The 13,330-nt window shown below is 36.4% G+C and carries 8 protein-coding genes; 4 read left to right on the top strand and 4 right to left on the bottom strand.

Annotation, left to right across the window (positions count from 1 at the left end; genetic code table 11):
* Positions 1 to 38: 38 nt before the first annotated feature.
* Positions 39 to 2,837 carry a TonB-dependent receptor gene (locus ABXH06_RS14060; protein WP_353518633.1) on the bottom strand — a complete coding sequence of 933 codons (2,799 nt, stop codon included), beginning with the start codon at positions 2,835 to 2,837 and terminating at the stop codon, positions 39 to 41.
* A gap of 497 nt (positions 2,838 to 3,334) precedes the next feature.
* On the opposite strand from ABXH06_RS14060, the gene ABXH06_RS14055 reads away from it, so the two are divergent.
* Both ABXH06_RS14055 and ABXH06_RS14050 read left to right on the top strand, forming a co-directional pair.
* Positions 3,335 to 4,180, top strand: a complete 846-nt coding sequence (locus ABXH06_RS14055) for a GGDEF domain-containing protein (RefSeq protein WP_353518632.1) — start codon at positions 3,335 to 3,337, stop codon at positions 4,178 to 4,180.
* A complete protein-coding gene (locus ABXH06_RS14050) occupies positions 4,177 to 5,238 on the top strand; it encodes a helix-turn-helix domain-containing protein (RefSeq protein WP_353518631.1) in 1,062 nt (353 codons plus the stop codon). Before ABXH06_RS14055 ends, ABXH06_RS14050 begins: the two co-directional genes overlap by 4 nt.
* Positions 5,239 to 5,402: 164 nt before the next feature.
* Here ABXH06_RS14050 and ABXH06_RS14045 read toward each other — a convergent pair whose 3' ends face one another.
* Complete coding sequence (locus ABXH06_RS14045) at positions 5,403 to 6,749, bottom strand: FG-GAP repeat domain-containing protein (RefSeq protein ID WP_353518630.1); 1,347 nt, start codon at positions 6,747 to 6,749, stop codon at positions 5,403 to 5,405.
* A 118-nt stretch (positions 6,750 to 6,867) separates the two neighbouring features.
* On the opposite strand from ABXH06_RS14045, the gene ABXH06_RS14040 reads away from it, so the two are divergent.
* Entirely contained in the window at positions 6,868 to 8,934 is a 2,067-nt protein-coding gene (locus ABXH06_RS14040) for a winged helix-turn-helix domain-containing protein (RefSeq protein ID WP_353518629.1), read from the top strand.
* Between the two features lie 282 nt (positions 8,935 to 9,216).
* On the opposite strand, the gene ahpF is transcribed toward ABXH06_RS14040, so the two are convergent.
* The gene (ahpF, locus tag ABXH06_RS14035; protein WP_353518628.1) at positions 9,217 to 10,782 is read right to left on the bottom strand and encodes an alkyl hydroperoxide reductase subunit F; all 1,566 of its coding nucleotides are present in this window, start codon (positions 10,780 to 10,782) and stop codon (positions 9,217 to 9,219) included.
* A gap of 108 nt (positions 10,783 to 10,890) precedes the next feature.
* The gene (gene ahpC / locus ABXH06_RS14030; protein WP_353518627.1) at positions 10,891 to 11,454 is read right to left on the bottom strand and encodes an alkyl hydroperoxide reductase subunit C; all 564 of its coding nucleotides are present in this window, start codon (positions 11,452 to 11,454) and stop codon (positions 10,891 to 10,893) included.
* 273 nt (positions 11,455 to 11,727) lie between these two features.
* Between ahpC and ABXH06_RS14025 the strand changes: the two genes are divergently transcribed.
* The gene (locus ABXH06_RS14025) at positions 11,728 to 13,161 is read left to right on the top strand and encodes a catalase (protein WP_353518626.1); all 1,434 of its coding nucleotides are present in this window, start codon (positions 11,728 to 11,730) and stop codon (positions 13,159 to 13,161) included.
* The last annotated feature ends 169 nt before the right edge of the window (positions 13,162 to 13,330 follow it).

Here is a 13,330-nt window from a genome sequence, read left to right as displayed (position 1 = left end):
AAGGTGCGCGAGAGCTAACACCTTGCCGTTATACGTTTTTAAAGTGAATTAATGGTAAAACCGAGTTCGAATGAAGAGCCGTATTCCTCATATTGATAGTTATAGCTTTTACTACCATGGTAAAGATACATAGGCTCATCGGTTAAGTTCACTGCGTTAAAGTAAACTTGCATTGTGTCATTAATGTAATATTTTGCCGTGAAGTCAATTTGAGTGTGAGTATCTTCATAGGCAGCATTATCACCTTCTAGAAATTGAAAACTTTCACTTCGATATGAAGTACTGAAACGAGCACTAAACTTATTATTCTCATAACCTAACATAAGGTTACCAACCGTATCAGCTTGGTTTGGTAAATCTTCATCGGTATCAATGAAAGTGCTATTTGCACTGATAAATACCCCAGAATCAAAGTTTTTAGTCCATGCTAATTCTAAACCTGCCAAGGACGCTTCACCGCCATTGATAGGTTGTATCACTTCTTCAAATCCATCCCATTGACCATTATCTTGTACCTCAGTTAATACAATATAGTTGCTGATATTCTTATGGAATAAGCCGGCAGAAAGCACACCAATATTGCCCGGATAATATTCAAGGGATAAATCAAAATTGCTTGATTCGTAAGGATTTAATTCAGGATTACCTACCTCAGCTTTGCGCTCTGTTTCAATTACACCATCATCTTCTGTCAATTCGCTTTCAATTAATTGAAATGCTGCAGAATCCTCAAAAGTTGGTCGAGCAATGGTTTGTGTATAGGCAAAGCGAGCCACAAATTTATCTGATGGCGTATATTTAATATTTAAACTTGGCGATAAATGATCGTAATCTTTAGTCACTTGCCAAGGTGAAATTGCAACGCTTTCATCGTCATTGACTTCATCAGCGATTAGTTCAACGCGATTTCCCGCGGTTTCAAATCGGGTATTTTCATAGCGTAATCCTGTAACGATTTGCCAGTTATCAATGTCTAACGTTACCATAGCGTAAGCCGCGCTGATTTTTTCTTTACTGGTATATGAGCCACCATTACTGTCGATTGAAGAGTCTAAATCATTTATCTCAAATGCATTTTTGTTGGTAAAAACGAAGCTTCTTAAAGATGATTCATTAATGCTTGGGCCAAAATTACCTAAGTTGTATTCTGGAGATGGTGCGGCGAATTTCTGCGCGGTAATATCGTCAAAGCCTCCATCAAATACTGTCGCTTCTATTCGTGTAAATTTATCCCGAGCCTGATGCTTTAAACCAAACTTAAATTCACCATTGTGATTTTGCCAAACGAACTCGTGTGATAAATCAATTTTTATACTCATCGATTCATCTTCAGACAAGTTGTTTTCATAAACAACTTCATCCAATGCAAAGTTATTTAAATCATGTGCAGCACCTGACTGAGTTAATTGTGGGATAGGACCTGTTGCGTTATAGCCAAGGCCAAGTTCTTCACCAACAAATACGGCTTCAACGTAATCAGGTTCATTCTCGGAAGACTTTGAATAACTAATATCGTATTCGACAAACCATTGATTGATTAAATTTTCACCACCTAAGACTAATGATAGAATTTTTTGCTCTTCGTATCTGTCTTTTGTATCACGCTCCATTTCGGCGTTAATAAAGTGTGCTGAATTATCACTATAACTTGTCAGGTCTATTGCTCCTGAATCAAACTTGTAGGTATTACGAGAGCGAAATTCATCATCTGAAAATTTACTATATAGTGTTTTAAGGTAATATTTATCCGTGGTTGAGGTATGTAAATCAAAATTTAATGCTGCGCCTAATCGTTCTCGAGTAATTTGGTAGTGGCGTTGTTCAATTTCTTCGGTAGAAAACGCTTCTACATCATCACCTGTTGCGTTATCTTCGTATTCAAATTCAGCCCAGCCACCGCCAGCTTCCATATTATGAGAGCCAAACTTTCGTTCAAACCATGAAAAAGCAGTTGCAACGCCAAGTTGTGCACCTGATGACAAGTCAAAAATATCGGTGAAACTGCCTGATAATTTAGGGCTAGTGTCTTGCATTAATTCATTATATGAGCCTTGAATAGTGGCGCTATAACTTCGACCTTGACGGTCAAAGGCACTTAAGCTTTTTACTTCAATTGAACCACCGACCGCACTGGCATCCATATCTGGCGTAACGGTTTTACTGACTTCTAAACTTTGTATTAACTCTGATGGTATAACATCCATTGCGACACTACGCACACCTGATTCTGGTGAAGGTACGTTCACTCCATTGATCGTGACATTATTTAAATTAGGGTCAATACCGCGAATAGCGACAAAACGTCCTTCCCCTTGGTCGCGTTGAATAGACAAACCAGGCAATCGTTGTAATGCCTCTGCAGCATTTTGATCCGGTGATTGACCAATGGTGTCGGCACTGACAATAGACATTAGCTTGTTTGCATTTTTTTGACGATTAATGGTGCCCGCTTGTCCAGCTCTTTGGCCATAAACTATGATGTTATCGAGTGCTTCGCTGCGCTCACCAATAACAAATGACTGTGCGGTATTTTGGTTAGCCGCAACGACAATTTTATGGGTTACTTTTGGAACACCAACATACGTAATTTCAATGGTGTATTCACCTTCCGCTAGTTGTGGAAAACGAAAAGACCCATCACGTGATGAGATAACACTGATACCAAGTTCTTTAATTTCTATTTTAGCGCCTTCAAAGTATACCGTGTTTGACGAATCGGTAATGCGGCCATTAAATGTTTGTTCTTGAGCATAAATATTGCCCGAATATAAAGTCGCACTGCACGCGATAGCAATGGCCGTACGTTGAAAATTTTTCCAAGTGTGATTTTTTTTCATTGTTAATACTCAGTTTCATTAATAGTTGTAACACTGATTAGCTTGATGATTTACCTGAAAAATGTCTGTGTAAATTCAAGTGTTAATTCAATGTTAGTGTCGGTGAAATTTATTGGCGGAGACGATAACGAAAGCAGATGACAAAAATATTTCAGAATTAATTCGTCAGAGACAATCAGGTGGGTTTTACGCTTTTTAACGGAAAATTTTGATATGAATGAGCTGATTAAACCCGGCTAAAAATAAAGATAAACTTCTTTAAAACCAGTGAATACATAAGCGAAGGAGAAAATGGTTTCTCGAACAGTAAAAAAACTGTCACTTAGGTGAGCTAATATGACCCTTTTATTGAAAGTGAACGACTCTTAAGCTAATGATAAGAGTCAACAATGTGAAACAATTAGATGAATTTTACTTTTCTTCCCTTACATAAAACATTATTTTTTATTTTTTTCACCATGATTACTCTTGTAGTTGTAGGGGTGTTTTCTGTAGGCATGTCAAAAAATGTGATGGAAATAGATTTACTTGATGCGATTGGCGAAGGAGGGATCACATTAATGACTTTTATTTGGTTGTGCTTTACGTTATTAAGCAGGCCAGCAGGTCGAGTGACAAATTTGCTTTTTGTTGGTTTAACCTTAACACACCTCTCAATGTTACTTGATTTTTTAGATGAGTTTGTTCGTTACCCTCAAGAATGGGCTTGGTTAAACACGATCGAATCACTACCTGCGCCATTAGGAATGATCATTATGACAGTGGCTTTGTACCACTGGCATCAAGAACAAAATGCAATTAATCATCAACTTAGACGCACAGAGCGATTTTATCGTGAACACAGTTTAACTGATTTTATTACAGGGCTTTATAGTGCTGATTATATGAAAAATCAGATCAAGTTAGAGGTCAATAACGCTAAAGATCAACGAGCTTTTTTCACCTTGGTGATGTTAGATATTCGACAGTTTTCTCAATTTAACTTTCAATATGGCTCAGAGCAGGGTGATAGTTTACTTAGAGAAGTAGCACAGTTGATCATTATGAATATTCGTCATACTGATTTAGCTTGTCGGTACGCAAGTGACAGATTTATAGTGCTAATGCCTCATACGGATAAAAAGACTGCAGAAGAAATTGCTTATCAAATTAAGTTGTCTGTAGAACATCTTGCTTTCAAGCTGGGTAATAGCAGCAAAGCGGTATACCCGAAAGTGATCACTTGTAGTCATCAATACCGAGGCTGGAATAATTATGAAGATATTCTTAATGATATAAATCAGCATTTATCGACAGCAAAATTAAACTGTCATCAAAAAACATGCGAAAAATTGAGCGCATGAAAACTTATTTTGAACAACATGAAAGAGTGTTCAAAGATGCGACTTTAGTCATTTTACTTGTTGAATTAGCTAAACAACGCGGTATACATCCAGATAAACTGCTTAAAGGTACAAAGTTGTTTCAACACGACTTAATTCAAGCTGATTTTGCCATTTCTCAACAACAATTTGTAAAATTAATCGGTAATATTATTAAGTTTATTAATACGCCAGAGATCCCGTTTTTGCTAGGAAGTCGATTGTTTCCAGCTCAGCTTGGGCAAATAGGTTTGGCATTGTGTAATGCTCGTAACCTACAAGATATGCTACGTATAATAAAATGCTCTCAAAGCCAAATTTTTCCATTTATGTTCTTAATGGAAAAGCACCATCAAGAAAAACGATACTTTATTTTCAACCATGCTATTACTTGTGAAGGAGAAGGCTATCATCAATTTATGTGTGAGTTATTGGCAAGTATGATAATAAGCGCAGTGAAGTGGCGAACAAATTGCGTTTTGGATATCAAAATACGATTTCCTTATACACAACCTGAACATATTGAACAATACCAAGCTTACTTTGAACAAGCGTATCGATTTACTCCTCATATTGGCTCTTTTATCGTGCCTACAATTGTCAAAAATCATTGTGGCTTGCAACTATCATTGCCAGAAAATATTATGAGAAAGCCATTTACAGAAAGTAATCAAGCTATTAAACGCTATCATTTGAATCAAGTAGAACGAAGTGGTTTTTCTGTTGGAATTATTCAATACGTTTATCAAACGATAGGGCAGTATTTAGCACAAAATAAAGAAGTTACACTCGAAAAAGTAGCTTTAGATTTAAGCGTTAGTCCTGCAACGTTGAAAAGAAAATTAGCGAACCATCATACAAGTTATCAAAATTTATTAGATTTATTTCGGCAACAACAAGCTATTTTTCAACTTACCGAACAAGGTTACAATAATGAAAAAGTGGCGAGTGAATTACACTTTTCAGATTTAACTAATTTTCGCCGTTCATTTAAGCGTTGGACAGGGCTTACGCCAAACGAAATTAAACAGGCTTTATAGTGTTATATAACTGAGTAAATTTGCTATTGAGTTTTTAATGATTAAGCTAGATGAACAGGTACTTATCGAGAACACAGTAAATTTAACAAGGGTAATAACAGTAATGTTATTACCCTTGTTTTATAGGGAAAAGTTCACCTTTTTTATAAAGGATCGTTACCTGTTTACTTTTTAACCCTGAGTATTAATCCCATCATCAATATAAGAAAAGAGAAGCTACCTCCACCACCGCTTCCCGATTTAGCCGTTGGTGTAGTTGGAGTTGGTTCAACTACTGGGGTACTGGTAGTCCCTTCTGTAAAGTTTGCTGTTAATGTAATGTTAGCATCTGTTGAGATAACACAATCTTTATAGCTTTGTGTTGCCAAGTAAAAGAATACTTTTTCATTAAACACACTGGTTGCCATATCAATAAAACCATCATTGTTATAATCACCGAAAGAAGTAGCGGTTAATCCATCGTCAGCGGTGGTAACCAAGTTAGCATTACTAAAGCTACCGTCATCTTTCCCGTACATTAGGTTTAATACAGAAGGGCTGTAATGCGCTGATAACACATCCATATTACCATCTCTATCAATATCGCCGAAAGCAGCCCCGTAAGCCCCTCTACCAGTAGCAATTACCGTTGCTTTTCCTTGATGATAATAAGTGACAGTTTCATTAATAATTTCTGCTGCAACAATGAAAGTTTCTCCCTCTTTTTGGTAAGCGTCTATTGTCATGCTGGCTAAATCAGATATTACTTCTTCCGCAATATAGTCCTCACCTGTATTGATATACCATTGCGTTTTTGCATCTTCAATACTGTTAACTAACACCCATAAATCTTCTTTAATATTGGCTTTGAAAGATGAAATCAGAATGTCCTTTTTACCATCATTATTTTTATCTAATACTTTGAATGAATAGGGCTTTATGTTTGAAACTTTGATGTCTTTTAAAAAGGTAAATTGACCTTGGCCATTATTAAGAAAAACATTAAGTACCCCTTTACCAAACTCTGCAACATAAAGGTCTAAATCTCCATCATTATCATAATCAGCTAGATCTAAAGCGGTTGGATATCGTCGATCGTCATCAATAGTAACTTTATCGAATTTACCGTTCCCTTGACTGATATTTGATGTGATCACGCCGTTAAATAAACTAATGGTAATAAAGTCATCAAAATTGTCGTTGTTAAGGTCACCGGTTTTTATTGTTTTTGCACCGCCAGCAGCTAACGTCAATTGTGTCGAATCATCACTCCATAATACTTCATTGCCTGAGTCACAGCTTTGACCTGTCCAACCAATAAAGCTTGAGCCGGTTTTATCGACGGGTGATAGCGTGTTAACAGGTAAACTGTTGGTTAAAGTACAGCTTTCGCTACAAACTTCTGCAGATTCTATAGCTTTAACTTCGCCATCGCCTTCTATCGTTAATTTTATCTCAATAGCGTGTGAAAGCGTTGAAGTCAAAAGTATTAATGACGTCAATGCTGAAAGTGTTCTTCGGTATGTTTTCATTCTGATTACCTGTTTAATTAAAATCAGGTTGTTTATATTATTATTAGAATATGAAGTCATAATCTTGTTATAATGAAGTTATTAGGTATTTATTTTCATATAATAATCAGGTGGTTGCGTGGCCTTTGTTGGTGGGGAGAAATTTGAATTAGGGCCTTATTTAGTCTTGCCTGAACATAATAAGCTAGTTGTTGATGGCAAAGAATGTAAAGTTGAACCTAAAATAATGGCCGTTCTTTGCTATTTAATTGCAAATAAAGGTGAAGTTGTTAGTAGAGAGCAAATAGCAGAAACATTATGGCCAAATACTGTTACTGGCTTAGAAGTTGTCACACGAGCAATTTTTGAATTACGCAAAATACTAAAAGACGACCCTAAACAACCTAGATATATAGAAACTATTGCTCGAAAAGGCTATTGTTTTATTTATGATCTATCAGAAATCAAAAGACCGTCAGTAACGGAAAATGCTGTTTCTAGCACACCACCAATCGATTATAAGAATACAGTAGTGTGGGGCGTTTTAATTGCGATTCTAATTGCGTTGTTTTATTGGTTTCAAGACAACCCGACTAAATCTACAAGTTTTCCTTCACAAACAAGTTTTTTAACGGATATTGATGTGTTTGCTGATTCACCAGCAATTTCTCCAGATGGCAAAAGTCTGCTATTCACCCAAAAGTCTCATTTCAAAGAGCGATACAATGAATTAACACTTTTAGACATTGATTCTCATAAGCAAACAGTCATTAATACTGGGTCATCCTTTAAGCTGCCTTTATGGTTAGCAAATTCACAAAGTTGGTATTATGTAAAATGTCCGCAGCGTTTAAAATGTGAAGTTGTTGAGCACAATATTGCGACCAACGAGAAATCAATGTTATATACCGTCAATAATATGATTATATCGTTAGCACTATCGTTAGAATCTCAGCAGTTATTTTTATCTGTTTTAACCGATAATCGAATTCAGTTAAAGCAAATAGATTTAAACAGTCAACACAAGCTAGCTACTACTATTGAATTACCCGAAAGAGCTAATCCACACTTATTATTATTTAAAGATCTTAATACGCTTTTTGTTGCTGCAACTGTGTCTGATGGCATTACTCATTTATATCGCTATGATATGAATAAAAAAGCATTTCAATTGATTACAAAGAAGTTTAGTCGGCTATATGGAATGTCTTTAAAAGATGATAAATCGTTATGGGTTGCAGGTGAGTTGGCTGGTCAAAAAGGGCTTTGGAGCTTCAATGTTAATAATTATAAAATTGAAACCGCAGTAAATTCTCTTCCTGATCATACTCCGATGTTAGTGACTAGCCCATTAAATCAACAAAGTCTCATTTATAAAAATAACAGTCGAACTATTAATATTGAACGTGTTGGCAATATTGATATCCCGAAAATGGATAAGGTAAATAGTTCTTTAATTGATATGAATGCATTTTATTCGCCAAAAAATAAAACGCTGTATTTCTCGTCCAACCGAAATGGTTTGTACGATATTTGGAAATTTAATGGTGGAAACGTCGAGCGAGTTACGAATATAAAAGCAAATATGATAGATCGTCCGATCATCAGTAAACTCGGAAATACACTTGCATTCATAGCTAGGACTAAACTTAAATCAGAATTAACCTTGTTTGATTTGTCTGGTGAAAAAGAAATTAAAAGGTTACTACTACCAAATAAAATTTTCTTATTGTCATGGTCTTATGATGAAAAGTTTATTTATTTTAGTACTTATGAAGATGAACAATATAACATTTACCAATTAAATGTCCTCACTTTTGAGAAAGAAAAAATACTATTAAACGCAGGAGCTATTGCACAGGAAAGTGTCGATGGAAACTATTTATATTATGGAGATATGGAAAAAGCTCAACTAATGCGTAAATCAAAAGAAGGTCAAGTGGATGTAATGTTTAAGATTCCCTTAGAAGACATTAAAGGAATTAGACCAAATACATTAAAGGTGATTGATGAGAGCTTCTACTATATCGGCACACTGGATAATAAACCGGTTTTAAAGCAATATTCGTTTATTGATCAAACGTTAAAAGTACACACTGAATTACCCAATGATATTTATGTAACTGATATAACTAAAGGTGAAGAAATTAGTGTGATTTTCGACCGCTTTAGTAAAATGAACAGTAAATTAATTTATTTACAGTAATTTAAAATAAATACTCACTATTACATACGGTTTTGAAACGATTTAATTTTTCACTCACTAATTTACGGAGAAGTAAACGGTGAAGGGTTACGTTTGCTGTCGAAAAATGAACATGATTTAACAGTTGATAAAGTATCGCTTTCCCGTATTTAATTCTCAATGAGCTGTTAGTTTATCAATAACTAAAAAAGAGTAATAACTTAATTGTTATTACTCTTTTTTATTATGAGCATATCTACTCGGTTAAATGTGAGCTGAAATGTCATTCTTTTATCAATATCATTAACTTTCGCGAATAATATAATCAAAAGCTGATAATGACGCTTTTGATCCTTCACCCATAGCAATGACGATTTGCTTATACGGCACAGTTGTAACATCTCCAGCAGCAAATATGCCAGGCTCTGTGGTTTGACATTTTTCATCAATGATCACTTCACCATATTGCGTGCGCTCAACCACACCATTTAAAAAGTCACTATTAGGCAATAAGCCTATTTGCACAAAAATACCTGATAACGCTTTTTGCTTTATTTCGCCTGTTACACGATCTTCATAGGCAATAGCACTTACTTTACCGTTTTCTGCGATAACTTCTTTCGTTGCGACATTTTTGATAATGGTAATTTTTTCATGTGCTTCGGCTTTTTCAACCAACACTTGATCCGCTTTTAAACTTGGCAAAAATTCAAAGACGGTGACATGATTTACCATACCAGCTAAGTCTAACGCTGCTTCAATGCCTGAATTTCCGCCGCCTACTACAGCTACGTCTTTGCCTTTAAAGAATGGGCCATCACAATGTGGACAATAAGCAACACCTGAACCCACATTTTCTTTTTCGCCCGGCACGCCCAGCTCACGCCATTTTGCCCCAGTAGCCACAATAATAGTTTTCGTTTCAATAATTTCACCGCTAGAAAGGTGCAACTTATGCGGTGACTTAGTGCTTTCATTACCTTTTTCAATTTTATCAACGCGTAAAAATTCTTTGATAGTGACTTCGTAATCACTTAGATGCGCTTGCATATTACCGGTTAACTCCGAGCCGGTAGTTTTCGGAACCGAAATTAAGTTCTCAATGCCAACGGTATCTTTCACTTGTCCGCCAATACGGTCAGCGATCATAGTAACGTTCAAGCCTTTACGTGCGGCATATATAGCTGATGCAATACCAGCTGGACCACCGCCAATAATAGTAACATCTTGTAGCGGTAATGCTTCTGTATCATCACCACCAACTATATAAGGGAAACGTTGAATTAACTTATCAACGAGTTGCGCGGTGTCAATTTTACCGTTGGCAAATAATTCACCGTTTAAGTAAACACTTGGCACACCTTGAATGTTTCTCTCGCTGACTAATTCTTGAAATAAACCGCCGTCGATCATTTCGCTGCTAATGTTTTCATTTAATAAAGCAAACTGATTTAACGATTGCACAACGTCTGGACAGTTATGGCAGCTTAATGAAATAAACACTTCAAAATGCAATGGCTCTTTAATTTTCTTCACCATATTACTCAAGGTCTTATCGAGTTTATGTTCAGTACCTGAAGCATGTAAGATGGCGAGAACTAACGAGTTAAATTCATGACCACTGGGAATGCCTGAAAAGTGAATACCATTGTTTTTTTCGTCAACTTCTAAATAAAAAGTAATGGGACTGCGTAAATTTTCATCCCGTTCAATCAGAGTTAAATTGTCTGATACGGACGTTAATTGTGTTAAAAATTTGACTAACTCTGCTCGTTTTTCGTGTTCACCAGTTTGCAGAACTAGTGCTACCTTGTTAGTCATATTTTGAGTATATGTTTTTAATGCGTTTAAAATATCGTTACTTAACATAGTATTACCGCCTATATTGTCTAGTGAACTATGGATAAAAAAGGCGAGAAAGGACTTTCCTGTTCTCGCCAATACAAAGGAGAGTTGTATAAATTTAGGTGCTTAAACTTAGATTTTTCCTACTAAATCTAAGCTAGGTGTTAATGTTGCTTCACCTTGTTCCCAAGCTGCAGGACATACTTCACCGTCATTTTCACGAACATATTGTGCTGCTTTAACATTACGAACCATGTCTTTTGCACTTCGACCAATGCCACCTGCGTGAATGTGAGCAACTTGAATAACGCCGTCTGGATCTGCTAAGAAAGTACCGCGGTGAGCCATATGGTCTTCTTCAATCATGACGTCAAAACCGCGAGTAATGTTGCCAGTTTGGTCGCCAATCATTGGGAATTTAATTTTACCAATCGCTTCTGAAGAATCATGCCACGCTTTATGTGAAAAATGTGTATCAGTTGATACGGCGTAAACTTCAACCCCTAATTCTTGTAACTCTGCGTATTGATTTGCCATATCTTCTAACTCTGTCGGACATACAAAAGTAAAGTCAGCAGGGTAGAATAAAAAGATTGACCATTTACCTTTTACACTTTGTGAAGTTACTTCAACGAACTCACCGTTATGAAATGCTTGAGCTGTAAATTCTGGGATTAATTTGCCTATTTGAGCCATGATGTTTTTCCTCTTTTATTTAAATATAACTTGTTAAGTTTTCAGTATTGAAAGCGTTTTTGCTTTCGATGGAGGTATATTAAATGTAAGCTTGCGTTTGGTAAATTTGATTAAATTGAATTTAATGTTCTGGAAAATAGAATATGGATTTATGATTATTTAACTACAATGAAAGTAGGTCATAAATCTCAATAAAGATTACTTATATTTGACCAATAGACGCTAGAAGCAGCAAGTAATGAGTTAATGACGACATAAATAAGGATTTAATCAATGACAAATAAAAAATTAACAACGGCAGCAGGATGCCCGGTTGCCCATAACCAAGATGTGATGACAGCAGGAAAGCGAGGCCCACAACTTTTACAAGATGTTTGGTTTTTAGAGAAACTTGCGCATTTTGATCGTGAAGTTATACCTGAAAGACGAATGCATGCAAAAGGCTCTGCGGCATTTGGTAAATTCACTGTAACCCATGATATAACTCAATATACACGAGCGAAAATATTTTCAGAAATCGGCAAAGAAACAGAGTTGTTTACTCGTTTTAGTACGGTTGCCGGTGAACGTGGCGCCGCCGATGCCGAACGTGATATTCGGGGTTTTGCGGTTAAGTTTTATACCGAAGAAGGAAATTGGGATTTAGTAGGTAACAATACCCCCGTATTTTTCTTGCGAGATCCACTGAAATTCCCTGATTTAAATCATGCGGTAAAACGCGATCCAAAAACTAATTTGCGTAGTGCCACGAATAACTGGGATTTTTGGACGTCGTTACCAGAAGCATTACATCAAGTAACAATTGTGATGAGTGATCGCGGTATTCCAGCGAGCTATCGTCATATGCATGGTTTTGGTAGTCATACCTTCAGTTTTATCAATGCAGATAATGAACGCTTTTGGGTGAAATTTCATTTAGAGACTCAGCAAGGCATCAAAAACTTAACAGATGCTGAAGCAGAGGCACTTGTTGGTAAAGATAGAGAAAGTCATCAAAAAGATTTATTTGATGCGATTGAGAATAGCAATTTTCCTCAATGGACATTAAAAGTTCAAGTGATGCCAGAAGCTGACGCAGCTAAAGTGGCATATAATCCTTTTGATTTAACGAAAGTGTGGCCTCATAAAGATTATCCATTAATTGAGGTTGGCGTAATGGAATTAAATCGTAACCCTGAAAATTACTTTGCAGATGTAGAGCAAGCCGCCTTTAACCCCGGCAATATTGTACCTGGTATTGGTTTTTCACCTGATAAAATGCTGCAAGGTCGATTATTTTCATATGGTGATGCTCAGCGTTATCGCCTGGGGGTTAATCATAATCATATCCCTGTCAATGCCGCGCGTTGTCCGGTACATAGTTATCATAGAGATGGTCAAATGCGTACTGATGGAAATCATGGTGCAACAATTGGTTATGAGCCAAATAGTCAAGGAGAGTGGGCGGAACAGCCTGACTTTTCTGAGCCTCCATTAGCATTAGACGGAGCTGCTGCACATTGGGATCATCGCGAAGATGATGACTACTTTTCACAAGCCGGCGATTTATTTCGCTTGATGAGCCCGGAACAACAGCAGGCATTATTTAATAATACTGCCGCGTCAATGGCTGACGTACCTGACGATATTAAACTACGACATATTAAACATTGTAGTGCTGCAGATAGTGCCTACGGTGCAGGTGTGAAAGCTGCGTTAGGCATGTAATCACTTAACTAATTTCCCTTCTTTATTTCTATCAAGCAGTTAAGCGATAGCAATTATCGCTTAACTGCTGATTTAACTTCTCCATGCGTTAGGCTAAGTTAATATTTACTGTAAATAAATTAACATTCATTAACCCTAATTCAGGTTAATGAATATTCTGATAACAATG

It is taken from the genome of Thalassotalea sp. SU-HH00458 (assembly GCF_040362795.1).
GTDB classification, from domain to species: domain Bacteria; phylum Pseudomonadota; class Gammaproteobacteria; order Enterobacterales; family Alteromonadaceae; genus Thalassotalea_H; species Thalassotalea_H castellviae.
Note: the sequence above shows the minus strand (reverse complement) of the source record. Positions and strands in the feature narration are given on the sequence as shown.

Bases quoted from the DNA above. Each gene is read 5' to 3' on its own strand.
- ABXH06_RS14060 (WP_353518633.1), bottom strand. From the start codon at position 2,837: ATGAAAAAAAATCACACTTGGAAAAATTTTCAACGTACGGCCATTGCT.
- ABXH06_RS14055 (WP_353518632.1), top strand. From the start codon at position 3,335: ATGTCAAAAAATGTGATGGAAATAGATTTACTTGATGCGATTGGCGAA.
- ABXH06_RS14050 (WP_353518631.1), top strand. From the start codon at position 4,177: ATGAAAACTTATTTTGAACAACATGAAAGAGTGTTCAAAGATGCGACT.
- ABXH06_RS14045 (WP_353518630.1), bottom strand. From the start codon at position 6,749: ATGAAAACATACCGAAGAACACTTTCAGCATTGACGTCATTAATACTT.
- ahpF (WP_353518628.1), bottom strand. From the start codon at position 10,782: ATGTTAAGTAACGATATTTTAAACGCATTAAAAACATATACTCAAAAT.
- ahpC (WP_353518627.1), bottom strand. From the start codon at position 11,454: ATGGCTCAAATAGGCAAATTAATCCCAGAATTTACAGCTCAAGCATTT.
- ABXH06_RS14025 (WP_353518626.1), top strand. From the start codon at position 11,728: ATGACAAATAAAAAATTAACAACGGCAGCAGGATGCCCGGTTGCCCAT.